At 39.3% G+C, this 18850-nt stretch carries 14 protein-coding genes and 1 pseudogene; 4 read left to right on the top strand and 11 right to left on the bottom strand.

Annotated elements, in window-relative coordinates:
• A partial coding sequence (locus tag IQ236_RS24890; protein WP_193871768.1) for a secretin and TonB N-terminal domain-containing protein occupies positions 1-2055 on the top strand: 2055 nt, incomplete at its 5' end.
• A 207-nt stretch (positions 2056-2262) separates the two neighbouring features.
• Here IQ236_RS24890 and ltrA read toward each other — a convergent pair.
• The 4 genes from ltrA to IQ236_RS24870 form a co-directional block, all read right to left on the bottom strand.
• The gene (ltrA, locus tag IQ236_RS24885) at positions 2263-3897 is read right to left on the bottom strand and encodes a group II intron reverse transcriptase/maturase (RefSeq protein WP_228041846.1); all 1635 of its coding nucleotides are present in this window, start codon (positions 3895-3897) and stop codon (positions 2263-2265) included.
• Between the two features lie 562 nt (positions 3898-4459).
• The gene (locus IQ236_RS24880) at positions 4460-5539 is read right to left on the bottom strand and encodes an RNA-guided endonuclease InsQ/TnpB family protein (protein ID WP_228041845.1); all 1080 of its coding nucleotides are present in this window, start codon (positions 5537-5539) and stop codon (positions 4460-4462) included.
• 10 nt (positions 5540-5549) lie between these two features.
• Entirely contained in the window at positions 5550-6125 is a 576-nt protein-coding gene (locus tag IQ236_RS24875) for an IS607 family transposase (RefSeq protein ID WP_193871766.1), read from the bottom strand.
• A 98-nt stretch (positions 6126-6223) separates the two neighbouring features.
• The gene (locus IQ236_RS24870) at positions 6224-7096 is read right to left on the bottom strand and encodes a type IV pilin-like G/H family protein (RefSeq protein ID WP_193871765.1); all 873 of its coding nucleotides are present in this window, start codon (positions 7094-7096) and stop codon (positions 6224-6226) included.
• A gap of 539 nt (positions 7097-7635) precedes the next feature.
• Between IQ236_RS24870 and IQ236_RS24865 the strand changes: the two genes are divergently transcribed.
• The 3 genes from IQ236_RS24865 to cobD are packed head-to-tail and all read left to right on the top strand — an operon-like array spanning position 7636 to position 10321.
• On the top strand, positions 7636-8865 hold the full coding sequence (locus IQ236_RS24865; protein WP_193871764.1) for an RNA-guided endonuclease InsQ/TnpB family protein: 1230 nt from the start codon (positions 7636-7638) through the stop codon (positions 8863-8865).
• A 58-nt stretch (positions 8866-8923) separates the two neighbouring features.
• Positions 8924-9211, top strand: coding sequence for an HU family DNA-binding protein (locus tag IQ236_RS24860; RefSeq protein WP_193871763.1), 288 nt, complete (start codon positions 8924-8926; stop codon positions 9209-9211).
• Positions 9212-9220: 9 nt separating this feature from the next.
• Positions 9221-10321, top strand: coding sequence for a threonine-phosphate decarboxylase CobD (gene cobD / locus IQ236_RS24855; protein ID WP_193871762.1), 1101 nt, complete (start codon positions 9221-9223; stop codon positions 10319-10321).
• Positions 10322-10399: 78 nt separating this feature from the next.
• Here cobD and IQ236_RS24850 read toward each other — a convergent pair whose 3' ends face one another.
• From IQ236_RS24850 to IQ236_RS28405, 7 genes and pseudogenes are all read right to left on the bottom strand, one after another.
• Entirely contained in the window at positions 10400-13447 is a 3048-nt protein-coding gene (locus IQ236_RS24850; RefSeq protein WP_193871761.1) for a type I restriction endonuclease subunit R, read from the bottom strand.
• 153 nt (positions 13448-13600) lie between these two features.
• Positions 13601-14524, bottom strand: coding sequence for a DUF4351 domain-containing protein (locus IQ236_RS24845; protein ID WP_193871760.1), 924 nt, complete (start codon positions 14522-14524; stop codon positions 13601-13603).
• A gap of 48 nt (positions 14525-14572) precedes the next feature.
• A complete protein-coding gene (locus IQ236_RS24840) occupies positions 14573-15883 on the bottom strand; it encodes a restriction endonuclease subunit S (protein ID WP_228041844.1) in 1311 nt (436 codons plus the stop codon).
• Positions 15883-16377, bottom strand: coding sequence for a DUF3368 domain-containing protein (locus IQ236_RS24835; protein ID WP_193871759.1), 495 nt, complete (start codon positions 16375-16377; stop codon positions 15883-15885). The genes IQ236_RS24840 and IQ236_RS24835 overlap by 1 nt, the downstream gene beginning before the upstream one ends.
• Positions 16378-16662 carry a UPF0175 family protein gene (locus tag IQ236_RS24830; RefSeq protein WP_193871758.1) on the bottom strand — a complete coding sequence of 95 codons (285 nt, stop codon included), beginning with the start codon at positions 16660-16662 and terminating at the stop codon, positions 16378-16380. It lies immediately after the preceding gene.
• Positions 16663-16704: 42 nt separating this feature from the next.
• Positions 16705-18414, bottom strand: coding sequence for an HsdM family class I SAM-dependent methyltransferase (locus IQ236_RS24825; protein ID WP_228041843.1), 1710 nt, complete (start codon positions 18412-18414; stop codon positions 16705-16707).
• 60 nt (positions 18415-18474) lie between these two features.
• Positions 18475-18675: pseudogene (locus IQ236_RS28405) on the bottom strand (type I restriction-modification system subunit M N-terminal domain-containing protein); the annotation flags it as partial.
• Positions 18676-18850 lie beyond the last annotated feature (175 nt).

Below are 18850 nucleotides of genomic sequence, written 5' to 3'. Positions count from 1 at the left end.
GTCGTTGTCACCCAACTTGATCCTACCAGTGTCCGGGTAATTGTCAGTGGGGTCAATAATGCCCCCGAAGCCCGTATTCTCCAAGGAGGTAGAGAAGGGATTGTAATTAGTCTGGGTACGGCATCCGGTGCTGTGGCTCAAGTTCCGAATCAAGCCATAACCCCACCTCCTCCCCCTCCTGGATCTACTGCCCAACCAGCCCCAAGAGGTTCTCAACCAGTATTGATTCCTGATCCTCAAATCACCATTGATGGTCGAAACGTTCCCCAGGGAGCACCTCGCCCCGTTGATGCGGCTCCACCTTTTCTTCCCCGTGCTGTTGCTCCACCATTGGGAGATATGGCTGTTTCTAATATTAATCCCGGAATCCCCACAATTCGACTCAATACCAATCAACGAATTCCGCGGTTAGTGCTGCGAGATGCTCCGGTAAGTGATGTTTTAGCGTTGTTAGCTAGAACTGCTGGATTGAACTTAGCAATCAGTAATTTGATTAAAGATTCCGCCAGTGGGGACTTCAGAGCTCCAACTGACCCGCAGGAAGAAAAACAGATTCTAGGCCGAAAAATATCCTTAGATATTGAAAATGAATCCGTTGAGGATGTTTTTAACTATGTTTTACGCTTAAGTGGATTACAAGCCAATCGGGTCGGAAATACAATTTTTGTCGGTGTTAAACTGCCCACTGCTGCTAATGATATTGTGGTTCGTAGCATCAGACTGAATCAGGTTCCAGCAACCAGCGCGGCAGGTTTTTTGAGTAGTCAAGGAGCAGGCACTCAAATTCAGGTCGATCAAGTCCGTATTGAGCAGGTGGGGACAGGAATTAATTCAAGATTTGTTGAAACCAGAACACCAGCAATTACATCCTTAGCCGCTAAAGAGTCCGATAGTCCCCTCGTGCTGAGAGGATTATCAATTTCTGTCGATGACCGGCTCAATTCTATTACCCTTGTTGGCCCTTCCTACCTGGTGGAAACAGCATCAGCCATGTTGACCCAGCTTGATTTACGTCAACGTCAAGTGGCTGTTAATGTTAAAGTCGTTGATGTTAATTTAAGTGGAGAAGAAGCCGCCAATAGTAGCTTCTCCTTTGGAATTAACGATACCTTTTTTGTCAATGATGGAGGTGCAGCCACCGTTAATTTTGGTGGCTATAATCCTCCGAACAGTGCAACGACCCGATCGGGTATCAATGCTCGGCCGATTGTTCCAAATCCTATTAGTGATGAAGATCCATTCTACGATCCCAATCAACTATCTACGACCCCTCTAACGGCACCGGGAGGTGGGATTGGTTTAGAACCGATTGCACCGGTATCAGAACGGACGAATCAAGTCGGGATTTCTGAGTACGAACCCTTTACCCGAAATTTAGAAACTGGGGCACTTGACGCTTTAGGTACAGTCACAAATAGCGTGTTTCCCTACTTCCAATATCCTCGCAGGTTTCTCTCGACTTTAACCGCTCAAATTATCAGTGGAAATGCCAAGATTTTGACCGATCCAACTTTAGTGGTTCAGGAGGGAGAAACAGCGACAGTTGCATTGGTTGAAGAAATTGTTAAATCAGTGACAACAACCTTTACTGACACGGTTTCAGGAACAAGAGACAACAGAAACTTTACCTTCCAAGATGTGGGCTTAACATTAGATGTTAATGTAGAACGCATTGATGATAATGGCTTTGTTTCTCTGCGAGTTAACCCGACGGTAAGTGCCCCCGGAGATCGAGTAGATACTGGAGGGGGTGATTTTGCTCGTCAGATTCTCAGACGGACTGTGGAATCGGGCTTAATCCGTTTACGCGATGGTCAAACCTTAATTCTATCGGGTATTATTCAGGAACAAGAACGGTCTGCGGTCAGCAAAATTCCCCTGTTAGGAGATTTACCGATTGTTGGTTCCTTGTTCCGTCGAACCACGAAAAACAATCAACGGGCGGAAGTGATTGTGTTAGTTACGCCTCAAATTTTGGATGATAGCGATCGCAATCCCTACGGTTACGAATATAACCCCAGTCCCGATGCCTTACGGATGATGAGAGGACGTTAGGTTAGGGGTTTGTTAATGTGCAGATTGTGGAGAAAGAAGGAGTCAGGAGTTAATTCTTTCTCCACCGATACTTTTTTGCTAACGTTTGTTAACAAATACATAAGTCAAGATGTTTTCTCAACCAAGGGTCGGGTAAGGATTGGGTATTGCTACCCGCACCTCCCCTAAGAACCGGACTTGACAGTTTCCCATCATCCGGCTCAAGCCTTACTTCAAGCCTTTTAACTTGGGTTTTGAATGTACCTGCCTGTGGCACGCTGCGTGCAAATGCTGTAGGTTTTCTATGTCGTCTAGTCCACCTTTTGCGACAGGTATTATGTGGTGGGTTTCGATTTCTTCCTCGTTGAATAATGGTTCACCGCAGATGGGACATTTCCAGTTTTGGATTTTGGCTATTTCGTAATATTTTGAGCCTTTCTCCCAGTATGTTTTCTCTTTCTTTTGGTGACGTTTGCTCCAATATTCTCTTAGGGTTGAATCATCGGGTGATGCGCTACCTTTTACCTTTATATGGCGCTCAATGGGTGTTCCTTTGATATGATAGAGGGTTGATATTGATTTCTTCCCTCGGCGTTTGCTTTTACAAGCAAACGTCCATTGATTACCTTTGATAACTTGGAAGTAGCGGTCTTTTACCCACTGCTTGTTTTTATGGGGGTGTCTACGCTTTGCCCATTTCCAAAGGTATTGCCATACTCTGTGCGAGATATAGCTGAAGGTTTCTTTGCTAACGCCTCCTTTGTAGTAGTTAGCAAAACCTCTGAGAATTGGATTGAGTTTTCTGATGACTTCCTCTTGCTCTTTTCCATATAGACCTTTAATTTCCTCTCCAATCTTTTTACAGAAAGCTAATACTTTCTTTTTGGATGGTTTGGTTAGCAGTCTACCGCTATAGTGTCTTAGGTTAAAGCCAAGGAAATCGAAACCATCTTCCATTGACGTAATTATTGTCTTCTCAGAACTGAGTTCTAAGCCTCTTTCTTTCATCCATTGTTGAATCTGGATTTGTGCTTTTTCGAGACTTCCTTTGTCCCTAGCTGTGACGATGAAATCATCAGCGTATCTCACCACACCAAGTTTCGGGTTGGTGGATTTTATGTATGCTTCTAATCCATGCAATCCTATGTTGGCTAGGAGAGGCGATATTACCCCTCCTTGCGGCGTGCCTTGTTCTGTCGGGTTAAATCTACCTTGGAACATGAATCCAGCTTTTAACCATCCTTTTATCAGTTCTTTCTGTGGGAAATTACCGATATTATTAAGGATGGATTCATGAGCAATGTTGTCAAAGAAGCCTTTGATATCAGCTTCTAGAACCCATTTGTCCCTGCCTTTTTGTAATCTCATGAAAGATTGTTCTATGGCATCTTGACAACTTCTACCAGGTCTGAAGCCATAGGAATTGTCTTCAAACACGGCTTCCCATTCCGGTTCTAGTGCGTTTTTCACTACTGCTTGCATGACTCTATCCTTAATGGTAGGGATACCAAGAGGACGCTTTTTGCCGTTTGGTTTAGGAATCATTACCCGTCTTGTGGGACTAGGTTTTATTTCCTTCCAGTTAAGTACAAATTCCACTCGTTGTGCTGGAGTGTTTATAACCTCCTTATCAATACCCGCAGTCTTTTTCCCTTCATTGGTTTGAGTGATTTGTCGTACTGCTAACAGTAGATTTGCGTAGCTTCTGAGTATTAACTTTTGTAGGCTTCTTAGTCTACGAAAGTTCCCAAGTTGTCTGGCACGAAAGATTCTTTGACGTAGATTTCTCACAGCTTTCCTTGCTTGTCGCCAATTTATTTGGCTCCAATTTTCTAGCTGTTTCCTTTGTCCGTTTACTGTCATTAACATGGCGGTATCTAACTTGTCATTGGACTCGATTTCTTAGTCACTTTGTCTCTCGTATAAGACCCAGATGAAGTTTGCTATTGCTTTCGCTCAGGGGCAAATTTTGAACCCCTATCTGGAGCATTACCTCCAGCTTTCGCTTTTTCATCCATCCTTTACCCTCCAAGGGATTCTGTCATTGTTGCCTTTGACTTACTAGGGTTATCGACCTTCCCTAGACCTTGTAGGGCTTACCCTGTTGATTCCTTTGTTGTTCTGTCTTTCCTTGGGTGTTATCTCTTCTGCGACGGGTTTTGTTATTCACAGGTCTTGATGAGATACAACCATCCAGACTTCCCCGTATATGCCTATCAGCCTTATTTGGTCATTCATTGGGTCACGCAGTTTATCGATAATTCACATAGTTCACCTTTGGAAGGACTCCCTCTAGCTCCTAACCAGCTTAGGCTGCTAGCTTCGGCTACATTTGTGGTCTGCATTCCGTCTTTTCCATTTCTGTACTGAGACGTGACCGGACTCTATGTGAGTCTTTTACATGAGGGTAAGGGCTGTGAATCCCTTAGTGGAGTAGGCTCCACGAAACAAAAGAACCCTTTTCAGGTCGCACCGTATCAACCAATGCACGAAGGAAAATCCCTCGCGCACCATTTAGATCCCTATCCATCTTTAATTGGGTAGATGTCGATTTTATTATTTTCGCTCCACCCAATTTATTGACGATTTCGCCCGTCCATGACACCGTTTTGGAAGTGTAGGCTTCATTGCAATCAATCACAATTTTATTGTTTTCCCAAGCTTTCCACTTTAGAAACTGCTTAAACTCGTAATGACTTAGAGTTAGCATTTGCCTGACAGACTTGTTTCTAAGTTTACGTCTTGACTTAGAAACCATCTGTGATGTTTCAAATGTGGGAAGTAAAATCACATCAAAGTTTTCAACTAGAAATTTAGCTGTTTTATGATGCAATTCCTTGACTAAGTTCTTGATTTTACAACGAAGTCTACTAGCTGCTTTTTTGAGGTTTCTTTTCTGTTTGCACTTGGCTTTTGATATTTGAGATACTATTTTGTCTAACTTAAAACATAATTTTTGGATATGTAAGTTAGAGTCTTTGCCTAGCCAACCAAAAGATGTTTCAGAAAGGAATGTCATGAATGTGCGAACACCAGGATCTAAGGCAACAACTCTTCCTTGATTCTCGGAGTTTAATTGTTGCACTTCTGTAGCAATAGTCAAGTAATATTCACCATAAATTAGTGTCAATCGACCATCGCTAAAGTTGTTAGGAAGTAATTCCTTGAATTTGCATTCTCCTAGTATGCTGTGATAAATTCCACAATCTTTAATTCCAGATTTGGGAATATAAATTGATTGTTTTACATCTTTGCGACTCCGAAATTTACATCTGCGAATCTTACCATCTGCTTTGAACCCTTTTTTGGCAGCTTTAATAGCTAAACAAGCATCTTTGATGGCGATTGATTTAATTTGATAAGGAACGGGTTTAGCCCATTCAGGTAATCCATTTAAGATCCCTGTTTTAATCGCCATCCAATTTGCTTTTGTGCCAGGTTGCTGTAAATATTTAATGGTTTCATTGTAGACAAATCGACTCACTCCGAACCATTGTTTGAGCAATCCTCTTTGTTCAAGGTTTAGGTAGATTCGGATCTTCCTTGATTTTTTTGCTGTAGCTATGAAGTCCGTGCATCCGACAAGAAAAGACGTGAAGGATGGAGAGAAGATCGGATGTGAGTTCGGTTTCTGGACAGTGTACAGAATTTTCGAGAACCACGATGCTTCCACCGTTTTGTTGTGCCATAAACTCGAATATTTCAAATCCGAATCGACATAATCTGTCTCGACAGGCAACAACAATCGTGAGCTTATCGCCTCGCATAAGTCTGACCAGTAGGGTTTGCAATCCTTTTCTTTTGAAGTTAAGTCCTGAACCGATGTCTCGGACAATTTCTGCATCTGGATAGATTGATTGCATATAAGCAATTTGTCTGTCAAGGTCGTCTCGTTGTTTTGTTGAACTGACTCGACAGTAGCAAACAGTGGTAGCTCCAACTGTATTCCGTATGTAGGATTCGACATCGTACAGTCTTTGCCCTGCTGGGTTTTTGATACTTTTGATCTTCCCTTCATCAGCGTATTTTCTCAACGTATTTGGATGCAGACCCAGAAATTCGACCGCTTTTCTGAGTGGTATGTATGCCATACCTTAAACCATAGCATACGTTAGCATTTATTAACAAAGCTTACACTGTTAAACAACCTCTGCCCCCCTTTTGTTCCCCACTAGATAAATAACTTAAATTACTCCGGCACAACAGAATACCCTGCCGGACAATTAACCTCACGACTGGTGAATAAAGACGGTTGAGACGGAAGTTGCTGGGTGGGCTGATTACTTTCACAAAGAATTGATTTAGTAGTAATATTTCTACCAGGTGAAGGTTGAGTAATATAAACAATTCCAATATAGCTTTTTAATCCTGCTCGTTTAGCTTGAGCTACGGATTGAACCATACTTTTTTCATCAATAATTCTAATATTATATAGATAATTTCGAGTTTCCACAGGTAGACCTTTAACAAATTCTTCTAAATTAGGTTTAAATACATTATATTCGGAATAACTTATTTGATGACCTCGGTTCATAATTTCAATATATTGTTTTGCTTCTGATTGTGTATCTTGATCGGCTTGTTCCTTCAATTCTGATGCTGTTGGAGTTTTTATCGTGACTGAAGTTGGAATTCTAGAACTATCAGACGTTTTTTTAAAGAGTAAAGATTGAGACTGAAAAGTTGTAATAGCAGGTTGTTCCTCGCCACTAATATTTAAGTGTAATTGCAATTCTCCCGTTTCAGTAAATTCAAAAATTGCTGTTCCTACAATTTTCCCTTCCCCATCTCGAAAAATCATTAATCCAGGTCTAAAATTAGGTTCAATAGTATATTGTAATTCCAGGGCTTCAATCGGTGTTGTGAAAATATAAACTTTTCCTTCCTCTGTAAATATAATACCCGATGAAAGATAAGTAGGAACTTGCCATTTCCCAACAAGTTTTTGAACTTCTAATTCCTGGGGTTGAGCCGCTAACATTACACTTGAAACTGTCGGTTTTAGCCATAAACTCTCAACCGTCAAACCCATTAAAGTAAAGAGGAGAGTCGAGATTAACATTGATGTTTGTTTAGGGATAACTACCCGCTTTTTTACAATTTTTTTTAAGCTCGATAAATAGATTGACATAACTGAATAAAAATGATAGTAGGCTGAGGTAATTGTAAAGAATATTATTTAATATAGCAAGCTTAAACCCCATCAGATGATTTTCCTTAAAAGCATTAGAATTTTCCTCATTGTTTTGCTCAAGTCTGGTTTCACTTTTGGATTCTGTTAATATTTCTTAATTGGGGAAAGAAAAGCCAGCCATAAAAGCTACAATTCTTTATTTACGGTGGATTATGGCGTTTTTCATCCCCCAAAGGGAATTGAGCGATTTGCTGTTCAGGGGCGGAAGCTCGATATCGCTGTTCCCTGAACTTCACCGCTTTTGACAGGTTATCTTAAAATCTCAGTTTGAAGACTCCCGCCACAGCAAGGCTTGGCGGCGAAATGAAAAACTGAGCAATAGAACTAGCGTAGCACGATATAAAAATGTTTGACACAGAAAATAAAACTTGTGCTAACCTAGATTTAGGTGGAAAGTGGTAACATAAATGCTCGTTCTCGAATTTAAAGTTAGAGCCAAAAAACATCAGTATGATGCCATAGATGAAGCAATTCGGACTGCTCAATTCATCCAAAACAAATGTATTCGTTTCTGGATGGATAACAAAGGAGTAGGTAGATACGACTTGAATAAATATTGCAAAGTTTTAGCTCATGACTTTAAATTCGCCAACGAGTTAAACTCTCAAGCCAGACAATCTAGTGCCGAGAGAGCATGGTCAGCCATTGCTCGATTTTACGACAATTGCAAAAAGAAAGTTCCTGGCAAAAAAGGATACCCACGTTTTAAGAAAAATTGCCGTTCAGTTGAATACAAAACAACCGGATGGCAATTAGATTTAGAAACCCGTAAAGCTATTACCTTTACTGACAAGAAAGGGATGGGACGGTTACGGTTAGTGGGAAGTTATGATTTGCACTTCTATCAACCCGAACAAATCAAAAGAGTTCGATTAGTTAGACGTGCAGATGGTTATTATTGTCAATTCATTCTGGCAGTTGACATTTCAATTCAATCTGAACCCACCAACAAAACAATGGGTTTAGATGTAGGGTTATCTGCTTTTTACACTGATGATCAAGGTAATAAAGTTGATAACCCTAAATTTTTAAGGAAAGGTGAGAAGAAGCTAAAGCGGTTGCAAAGACAACTTTCTAAAAAACAGAAAGGATCTAACAACCGCAAAAAAGCTAGACAGAGACTTGCTAAGGCACATCTAAAAACAAGTCGGCAACGAAAAGAGTTCAGCAAGCGTGTTGCATACTCCGTCATCCAATCTAACGATTTGGTAGCCTACGAAGATTTAAGGATTAAAAACTTAGTTAAAAATCATTGTCTAGCTAAATCAATTAACGATGCAGCTTGGCATCAATTTAGAGTTTGGTTGGAGTATTTTGGAAGAAAATATGGAAAAGCTACTATTGCTGTCCCTCCTCAATATACCTCCCAAAACTGCTCAAATTGTGGAAAAACCGTAAAAAAATCCCTGTCAACTCGCACCCATATTTGTAGTTGTGGGTGTCAGTTGGACAGGGACGAAAATGCTGCGAGGAACATTTTAAGAAGGGGATTAAGTACGGCAGGACATACCGGAACTTTCGGTTTAGAGCCGATTAACGCTTTGGGAGAATTGACCTCTACTTTAACTGGAGCAATCCTGTTAGAGCAAGTCGATTCGTTGAACAAAGAATCTCCCGTCACATCGCTTGACGATTGACGGTGAGAGTGTCAAGCTGTTGATTGCTTTATGCCAATCTTAAGGAGTAGAAACTCAGATGAACAAAGGTGAATTAGTGGATGCCGTCGCAGAACGGGCCAGTGTAACCAAAAAACAAGCTGATGCGGTGTTGACGGCAGCTTTAGATACGATCATGGAAGCGGTTTCCAATCAAGATAAAGTGACACTGGTTGGCTTTGGTTCCTTTGAGTCACGGGAACGGAAAGCTCGTGAGGGTCGTAACCCGAAAACGGGGGAAAAGATGGAAATTCCAGCAACGAAAGTTCCTGCTTTTTCAGCCGGAAAATTGTTCAAAGAAAAAGTTGCTCATAAGGACGAGGATTAATTTCTAGGCGTGGAAGCAACCCATTCACCCCAACACGGGGGAAATTTAATCTGGGCCGCGACCGTAGCCAACTGTTCTCCCTCGGATATTCTGGATTTTTCCGCCAGTATTAATCCTTGGGGGCCGCCTTTATCTGCTCTGAGTGCTATTCATCGCCACCTGAACGATTTGAATGCTTATCCTAATCCTGATTATGGAGAATTGAGAGCAGCGATCGCCGTTGCGGTCAATGATGGAATGGCCCATGAGTCCCTAGAGGCGGATTGGATTTTACCTGGAAATGGAGCCGCAGAATTACTCACCTGGGCAGGACGGGAACTCGCGCAGTTAGATGCGACCTATTTACTCACGCCTGCCTTTGGAGATTATAAGCGGACGCTCAACGCTTTTGATGGAACTGTGATCGAGTGTCCGCTTTCCATGGCTTCTGTAGAGTTAGAATTTTCTCTCCCTCAACCTTGCAATTCTCGCTCAGGTTTATTAATTAATAACCCCCATAACCCGACGGGAAAATTATTTTCTGCTCCGGGTTTATTAGAATTATTAGAACAGTTTGCGTTGGTGGTGGTTGATGAAGCTTTTATGGATTTTTTACTCCCCACTCAGCAGCAAAGTTTAGTGTCTTGGGTTAAGGAGTATGAGAATTTAGTGATTTTGCGATCGCTGACCAAATTTTATAGTTTACCGGGGCTACGTTTAGGATATGCGATCGCCCATCCCCAACGGTTAAAAAAATGGCAAGGCTGGCGTGATCCTTGGCCTGTGAATAGTTTAGCAGTGGCGGCCGGAATTGCGGTTTTACAAGATACAGAATTTCAGGAACAAACTTGGCATTGGTTAGAAGCATCTCGCCCTAAACTTTATCAAGATTTAACCCATATACCCGGATTAAAACCTTTTAAAAGTGTGGCTAATTTTATTTTAGTCGAGTCAGATCATTCGGTTTCTCAATTGCAATTAAACTTATTAAAAAATCATCAAATTTTAATTCGAGATTGTTTAAGTTTTCCCAGTTTAGGCGATCGCTATTTCCGAGTAGCCGTTAAAACAGAAACTCAAAATCAACGGTTAATTGAAGCGTTAACAACGGTTTGTTTAGAGGAAAATTGATAATTTGTGTTCAAAACTGTAGAGACGTTGTATGCAACGTCTCTACAGAGGGTTTAGGGAATTTATGTAGCACCGATTTCAAGATTTCATAGAATTATTTTTAGCTTGAAAAACCTCATAAATACTAGAAAGTAATTTTTCAAAAACTACCGCTCTAAATTCTTCATTATTCATGACTTCCATAAATATTTTTTCGTTTCCTTCTATGCGTTCAATAAATAGATTCTCCAGGTTTCTTTCTAACACCGGGGCAAAGTTTTCTTTGGTATTAACTTGAGCCGCTTGTTTAATCGTATCATTTGAGAGGGCTGTTTCGGTAATTTGCTCAAAAAATAGTTGGTCAGCCGGAGTAAAATTCGTGCCAAAGCGTTCGTTAAGAAGGTCAACAAGCTGGGATAACGGAACTTTTTGATCCGGTTGACGTGTTCCCACGGCTGTCGCCCCTTTTAAGGGTTCTGCTGTTCCTTCCTTTAAATTAATTTCACCTTCACTAATTTTTTCTAAGCGATAATATTTCAGTTCCAGATCTCCCGATAAATCAATTTTAGGGTCTTCTGTGCTGCGGGGTAATTTCTTCAGCAGAAAACGCCCATACGCATACAGTTTTTCTAAATCTGAATCTTGATAATTAATAATTTGAGCTAGGAATAAATAAAGATTCCGAAAGCTGGTGAGTTGATTTTTAAATTGTTCTTTTTCGGAATCTTTCAGATTTTTATAGTTTTCAACAATAGGGTCTAATAAACTATTTAATTGTTGGTGTTCTCTTTCGGTTAAAGAGGTTTTCGGACGAAACCAAATTTCACAAAAATTATTAACATCTTCTTGGCTAAATAATTGCCATTCATACAGTTGATACGAGAGATCATTGAGTTGTTGGGGGTCTGCTTTTTCTCCAACGGGGGTTTCTTCATAATAAGGTTTAAAGGCGTTATAAATGTCTTCAGATTTGTTAACAAAATCGAGAACAAAAGTGTCATCTTTTCCGGGGGTGGTGCGGTTGAGACGGGATAAAGTTTGCACCGCTTGAACGCCATCCAGTCGTTTATCGACAAACATAGTATGAAGTAAAGGTTGATCAAATCCGGTTTGAAATTTATTCGCCACCAGCAATACTTGATAAGCATCACTAGCAAATTGATCAGCAATTTCAGAAGATTTAATCCCCCCATTCATTTTAACTTCTGTAAAGGTTTCTTCAGAGAATTCATCTAAGGTTATTGAACCGGAAAAAGCCACAAGGGATTTAATATCATTATAGCATTTTTCTCGAAGATATTGATCAAAAGCAAGTTTATATTTTATCGCGTGTTCACGGGAACGAGTGACAACCATTGCTTTAGCTCTCCCCCCGATTTTGTAGCGGGTATGGTTGCGGAAATGTTCAATCATAATTTGAACTTTTTGGGCGATATTATGGGGATGCAGTTCAACGAAACGGGCGATTTCTTTAGCGGTTTGGCGACGGGGTAAATCGGGGTTTTGTTCAGAAGTACGAACGAGTTGATAATACCGTTGATAACAGGTATAATTTGCTAAAACATCTTTAATATATCCTTCTTCTATAGCTTGGCGCATGGTGTAGAGATGGAAGGGAGACGCACCGTTTTCTCCGGGTTCATCAAAAACAAATTGGGTTCTATATTTGGGGGTAGCGGTAAAAGCAAAATAACTCAGGTTAGGTTGTTTAGTGCGGCTGAGTTGTTTTTTCAAAAGTTCTTGTTTGGCTTCATCAGTTAAGTCATTTTCCTCTAGTTCATCTTCTAACAATTGAGCCGCAATTGCAGATTCTATTCCGGCTTTATTCAAGATTTTACGGAGTTCCTGGGCGGTTTCTCCACTTTGGGAGCTATGAGCTTCATCAACAATAATTGCAAAGCGTTTATCTTGAGTTTTAATCTTGACAGTTTTGCCTTTTTTTGCTAAGGTTTCAATAGCTTTTGTAATAAAGGGAAATTTCTGAATGGTAGAAATAATAATGGGGACACCATCATTAAGAGCGTTAACGAGTTGTTGAGTATTTTCATCGATTTTTTGCACGACTCCGGCTTTATGTTCAAATTGATAGATTGTATTTTGAAGTTGTTGATCTAATATAGTTCTATCGGTAATTACAATCACAGAATGAAAGATTTTTTCGTCTTGGTTATCGTGGAGATTTGCGAGGCGATGGGCTAACCAAGCGATGGAGTTAGATTTTCCTGAACCTGCGGAATGTTGAATCAGATAATTATGTCCGGCTTTATGCTGTTTGGCGTGGGTGATGAGTTTACGAACAACATCAAGTTGATGATAGCGAGGGAAAATTAAGGTTTCTTTTTTTTGAGGATTAAAACCTGTGGGGGTGGTAATTTTAATTTCTTTAATTTCCAGATGGAGAAATCGTGCTATAATATCTAATAAACTATCTGTTTGTAACACTTCTAACCAAAAGTAGCTGGTGCGATATTCTCCGGGTTTTCCGGGGGGGTTTCCAGCGCCGTGATGATTCCCTTTATTAAAGGGTAAAAAGTGGGTATTTTCTCCCGCGAGTTTCGTACTCATCCAAACTTCTTCGGTATCAACAGCAAAATGAACTAAACACCGTTGTTTAAAAATAAATAAGGGATCTTTTGCATCTCTCTGGGTGCGATATTGATGGATAGCATTTTGATAAGTTTGTTCAGTTAAGGGGTTTTTGAGTTCAATTGTAGCGATGGGTAAACCATTAAGACTGAGGAGAATATCAGGGATTTTTCCTGTTTTAATATTAACTTGGCGAGTAATAGTCAGGCGATTTTGTTGATACAGCGCTAAGGTTTCGGGGTTCATTCCCGTGTTGGGTTGGAAGTAAGCAACGCGCAGGGTTTTACCATAACATTTAAAGCCATTTCTGAGAACATCTAGCATCCCTCGGCTTTTAAGTTCTTTGGTCAGGCTATCAATAATAATGTTTTGGGTATCATTGGGGTTGGTTTTGGCGTAGTTTTTCCATTGTTTGGGTTGGGTGGTTTGAATAAAGTTAATAATTTCTTTTGGGAAAAGGGCGGTTTCTGGGTCGTAGTCGGTGGCGTTTCCAGGGTGGTAGCCACAAAATTCTAAAAGTTCTTTTTCGATGATGTTTTCAAAGTTTTTTTCTTGGTGCATGATGTTTATTGAGATTAATAAAAATTAGTTTTAATCAACATTAGGAAATTCTTCGTGGGACGGGCATCTTGCCCGTTACAGGTCAAAGGTCACAGGTTACAGGCAAGATGCCTGTTCCACTTTCACATTTAAAAATGCTATATATTGAGCAATTTAATTTTGTTGGTCTAACCAGTTAATAAAATCTTCTAAAGATTGGAAATCAAAAATTAAATCGGCTAAATTTTCGATTTGTTCTGAGGATAAGTTATTAATTTGGTTTTCTAAGTTGGGAGAAATAGTCGTAAAACGTCGTTTAAGTTGTCTTTTAATAATTTTTTGTTCTCCTTTTCCAATTCCTTGTTCAAGTCCTTGTTCAATTCCTTTTTCCATCCAACTCGTGACAATTTCCATGATTTGTTCCTCCTCGACTAAGTTGGCTTGTTTTAATTCTGTCTCAAGTTGTTGTTCTTCTGTGACGTTTAATCTCAAGTAGGTGTCAATGAAACCTGAAATTAATTCTATTTTAGCAGGATTTAACTGTAGTGTAACTAACATTCTGAGGCACTCTAGTTTAACGCGGACTCTTTCTTGGGGTTGAAAGTCCATTTTTGCCATTAATGCGGCGGCTACGGGGTTAGGTTGATTTAAAAAGCTGCGCCAGTTAAGGTTATTTAATTGAATGGCAGTATAGTTAAATTCTAGTATTTTTTTATTGGGGAAGTTAACAATATATTGGCTTTTTTCGGGTCGTTTCGGTTCATCATAAGAAAAAATAACAATGGGAAAGATGGGGAGTAAATATTTAGCATCTAAACGGGCGAAATAATGAAACATCCGCCGTTCAAATTCTTTTTGGTTATAAGCTTGGTTTTCTAGGCGAATGAGAAAATAACTATCTTTTCCTTGCCATTTAACTTGTGCTAATAAATCAATTTTTCTTTTGTCTCCAGAGGTAACGTCTGTAAAGATTTCTTCGGGTAAAAAGGTGAGGGTATCTTGTTCTACATAGTCTAATATTTCGGGTATAAACAGTTCAATAAATTCCCAGAAAAAGGTTTGGATGAGTTCTTTAAATAGTCGATCATGGTCTATCATGGTTTTAGTTCTCTTTTAATTTAATATTGATTGGGTGCTGTTCTGGGGTTAGGGAATCGGAACTTGTCTAACATCTATTTTACCTGTGACAGCGTTGGTAATTAGGGCGGTTCGATATTCTTTTAATAGGTCTATAGCTTGTTGGATTTTGGCTTTTTGTTGGTCGATTTTGGTTGTTTTTTGGTCGAGAAAATTTGCGATTGTTTGTTGTTCAGGTAGGGGAGGTAAACCGATAGTAATTCCTCCTACTGTTTCAGTATTCAGATTCAATTGCGTACCCATTTTTCCTAAGCCTAAATAGGGTTGACCACTATTGAAAATATAGTAAATAAATTCTTGATTGGCTCTTAAATGAGGAAAATAAACAAAGCCATCATGAATACAACATTTTATTTTTGTAATAATTGGTTTTCCTACTGAACCAGCAATACTAAGAAATAAATTTCCAGGTTCTAAAGGAACGCTTAAGCTTTTTCCTAATTCCGATAATTTTTGAGTAGTAGTTTCTAAATAGCGTTCACTAGCTGTGACATCAGCAATTCTTACCCAAGCATATTCACCATCATCATCAAAATATTTTGGATCATCAATGGGTCGTGGAGAAGCGCCTCTTTTAATTAATGTCAAACGTTTAATTTTTAATGATTCCCAATGTTCAGGAATTTCCCCCAACCACTCAATACCAGAATCTTTCATCGGAACATTAGAATCTAGCCCTTTAGTAACAGCATGACTAATAATAGCGGTGCGTTTTTCGTCGAGTTTTTCGAGGAGGGATTCTTTCTTATTGATGAGAGCATCTATTTGTTGGGTTTTATAGTCTAGGAAATTTGCGATCGCTTGTTGTTCAGGTAGGGGGGGTAAACCAATGGTAATTCCTCCTACTGTTTCACTATTAAGATTTAATTGTGTACCCAGTTTCCCTAAACCTAAATAGGGTTGACCACTATTGAAAATATAGTAAATAAATTCTTGATTGGCTTTTAAATCAGGGAAATAAACAAAGCCATCATGAATACAACATTTTATTTTTGTAATAATTGGTTTTCCTACTGAACCAGCAATACTAAGAAATAAATTTCCAGGTTCTAAAGGAACACTCAAACTTTTTCCTAATTCCGATAAACTTTGAGTAGTGGTTTCTAAATAGCGTTCACTTGCTGTGACATCAGCAATTCTCACCCAAGCATATTCACCATCATCATCGAAATATTTGGGATCGTCAATGGGGCGCGGGGAAGCCCCTCTTTTAATTAATGTTAAACGTTTAATTTTTAATGACTGCCAATGTTCAGGAATCTCCCCCAACCACTCAACACCCGAATCTTTATATTTTTCATAAGCGTTATATTTGCCCATTATTCCTCCTCCATTTCCCCAGCTAAAATCAAAACTTGCCCATAAAGACGCTCTGAAATTCTTGTTCCTTTTGCCTGCATTTCATTCAAAACATCTTTCACACTGTCCAATAAACCCTGACGCTTTGCTAATACTAAAATTCCCACAGTTCCAATTAAAGGTAACTTTCGAGCCATAGCAACTTTCCGCGCCGCCTTTTCATCAATCAACAACTGAGAAGCCTTTATCTCTTCTGCTAAAACAATCGCTTCTGACTCTCCCAAATGTAAATTAAAAGACTTTTGTAACTCCTCAACCATCTGCTGATTATTGACCGCTACAACCTCCAACCAAGCTAAATTTTGTACAAAACTCGCGGCTGGATGCTGACCTATCTGTAATTCATTAAATACCCCCTGCGGAATCACCACTTTCCCAAAAATTTGAGGCAATAAATCAAGAAGTTCAACTTTGGCTAACTCACTAATGGGTGTTGTATCAGAAACAATAATCATTTAAGAACCTTGTTGATTCAATATCAATTCAACTTGTTCAATTTCTTGCTGTAATTCCTCCAATTCCTGCGAATCATCAAAAATAGAAATTCCCCATTTATTCATGATTTTAATCATATCTAACCGAGAAACCCCCAGAATTTTTGCAGCCATCCCACTGCTAATTTCTCCTATCTCTAATAAAGCCATAACATACCCTTCTTTCGCTTTTTGTAAAGCTTTTTCTCGACTCTCAGCCGAAACCTGAATATTTTCTAACGCTTCATCAGAAATTGTTAAAGCCATTCTTAAACTCTCCCAACTCTACAATTATATTATATTATATCCTTAAACCACATCTCCCAACATCGCCATAATATCTGCCTCTAACGCTTTAATATCATCTTCAATTTCATCCAAAGCACGAGGCGGTTGATATACATAAAAATGACGATTTAACGGAATTTCATACCCCACTTTAGTTTTATCAAAATCAATCCAAGCATCCGAAACATGGGGTAAAACTTCCCGTTGTAAATACGCCTGACAATGCTCTTGTACAGACGCGCCATGGCACGTCTCTACCTGAATTAACTCATCAACACTCCCATCCTTATCATATCCCAAGGGTAACGGTAAAGTAATATTATTAGGTAAAGGCACAATTTCCGTATCTCGTAAATTACTATCCGGTTCAGGATTTCCCTTTTTATCTAAACAAATTTCCGCTTCTGGATCTGTTTCTCCCAAGGCTGATAAAATTGCTTTAATCACAGGTTCTTTTAACTTTAATCCTGCCTTTTTTAATACCCGTTCTAAATCCTTCATAAATCCAACACGGGACAAATAAAGCTTATGATTATCCAAACTTCGTAAAGTTGTTAAAATTTGATTTTGCAGACTTTCCCCGATTTCAATTTCCAACTGTTGTATCTTTGCATCCTTCCGCTTTTTACTTGTGGCTAAATCCTCAAACGCCTTTTGTTCCCATAACCGCGTCAAACGTTCCTCACTCGCCTGAAAATTTAACCTTAAAGGACGCTCTACCGTAATTTTCAGAAATCCAAACTCCCGATTTTCAAAAATCTTAGAACAAACCCGTTTTTCTATTTGTCCATCTGTTTCAATTTCACTGACTCCATTGTGTTCAAAATCCCTATATAATCGCACTAATTCTGCAATCTGTTGAGGAGATAATTCATTTCGTTTATTCCCCAAACTTTTTTTCATTTTCTGATAGTGGCGAGTTCCATCGATTAACTGTACTTTTCCTTTGCGGTGTTCTGCTTTTTTATTCGTTACTAACCAAATATAAGTAAAAATTCCCGTGTTATAAAACATTTGGTCGGGTAAAGCAATCACCGCATCTAACCAATCATTTTCAATAATCCAACGGCGAATATTACTTTCTCCACTCCCCGCATCTCCGGTAAATAAAGGCGAACCATTAAACACAATTGCAATCCGCGAACCATCGGGGTGCATTTTCGAGATCATGTGTTGTAAAAATAACAAAGAACCATCATTAATTCGAGGTAAACCCGCCCCAAATCGTCCCTCAAATCCTTTGCTATATTCATCATCAATAAAGTCTTTTTCCGGTTTCCATTCCACCCCAAAGGGAGGATTTGAAAACATATAATGAAACTGTTTATTAGGATGACCGTCATGAGGTAAAAAATTATTACTTTTTGTTTTAGCGTTTTTAACTCCTAACGTATCTCCATATATAATCTGATCAATCGGTTCATCTTTAATTAATAAATCTGCACAACAAATGGCATAGGATTCGGGATTATATTCTTGACCAAATAACCCTAAATTCGCATCAGGATTTTGCTTTTTAATATATTCCTCTGCGACCGATAACATTCCTCCAGTTCCAGCCGTCGGGTCGTATATTGTTCGATAAATTCCTTGTTTAAAAATCTCCTGTTCTTCACAGAAAACCAGATTCACCATTAACCGAATCACTTCACGGGGAGTAAAATGATCTCCCGCTTCTTCGTTGGCTTGTTCGTTAAATTTTCTGACCAGTTCTTCAAATAGATAACCCATTTGCAGGTTAGAAAGTTTGGCTGGAGATAAATCAAGATCCGGTTTACAAAATTCTTGAATAATCAGAAATAGTCGATTACTTTCATCGAGTTTCTGAATTTCGCTATCAAAATCAAACTTTTCAAAAATATCCCTCGCTTTAGGGGAAAATCCATTAATATAAGCTCTTAAATTACTGGCAATTCCTTCGGAATCATTTAATAATTTTTGAAAGGTAAATTCACTTAAATTATATAACGGTTGTTGACGATTTCCTTTTATGGCGACTTTAGCGATCGCTTTCTCAAACGCCTCCCCCTGTAAACTTGCTTCAACGTGAGTTCGACAGAGTGCGATCGCCTCTAAACAGCAGAGTAGAAAAGCGATGTGCTTCCGGCAGGATGGGGTAGGTGAGATCGCTTCGCCACCGCTTGGGACGGTCGGAGCGGTTCAACAC

The organism is Planktothrix mougeotii LEGE 06226, from assembly GCF_015207485.1.
Classification (GTDB): Bacteria; Cyanobacteriota; Cyanobacteriia; order Cyanobacteriales; family Microcoleaceae; genus Planktothrix.
Note: the sequence above shows the minus strand (reverse complement) of the source record. Positions and strands in the feature narration are given on the sequence as shown.

Excerpts from the sequence above, each read along its gene's own strand:
- ltrA (WP_228041846.1), bottom strand. The coding sequence starts at position 3,897 with ATGACAGTAAACGGACAAAGGAAACAGCTAGAAAATTGGAGCCAAATA.
- IQ236_RS24875 (WP_193871766.1), bottom strand. The coding sequence starts at position 6,125 with ATGGCATACATACCACTCAGAAAAGCGGTCGAATTTCTGGGTCTGCAT.
- IQ236_RS24870 (WP_193871765.1), bottom strand. The coding sequence starts at position 7,096 with ATGTTAATCTCGACTCTCCTCTTTACTTTAATGGGTTTGACGGTTGAG.
- IQ236_RS24865 (WP_193871764.1), top strand. The coding sequence starts at position 7,636 with ATGCTCGTTCTCGAATTTAAAGTTAGAGCCAAAAAACATCAGTATGAT.
- IQ236_RS24860 (WP_193871763.1), top strand. The coding sequence starts at position 8,924 with ATGAACAAAGGTGAATTAGTGGATGCCGTCGCAGAACGGGCCAGTGTA.
- IQ236_RS24850 (WP_193871761.1), bottom strand. The coding sequence starts at position 13,447 with ATGCACCAAGAAAAAAACTTTGAAAACATCATCGAAAAAGAACTTTTA.
- IQ236_RS24845 (WP_193871760.1), bottom strand. The coding sequence starts at position 14,524 with ATGATAGACCATGATCGACTATTTAAAGAACTCATCCAAACCTTTTTC.
- IQ236_RS24840 (WP_228041844.1), bottom strand. The coding sequence starts at position 15,883 with ATGGGCAAATATAACGCTTATGAAAAATATAAAGATTCGGGTGTTGAG.
- IQ236_RS24835 (WP_193871759.1), bottom strand. The coding sequence starts at position 16,377 with ATGATTATTGTTTCTGATACAACACCCATTAGTGAGTTAGCCAAAGTT.
- IQ236_RS24830 (WP_193871758.1), bottom strand. The coding sequence starts at position 16,662 with ATGGCTTTAACAATTTCTGATGAAGCGTTAGAAAATATTCAGGTTTCG.
- IQ236_RS24825 (WP_228041843.1), bottom strand. The coding sequence starts at position 18,414 with ATGGGTTATCTATTTGAAGAACTGGTCAGAAAATTTAACGAACAAGCC.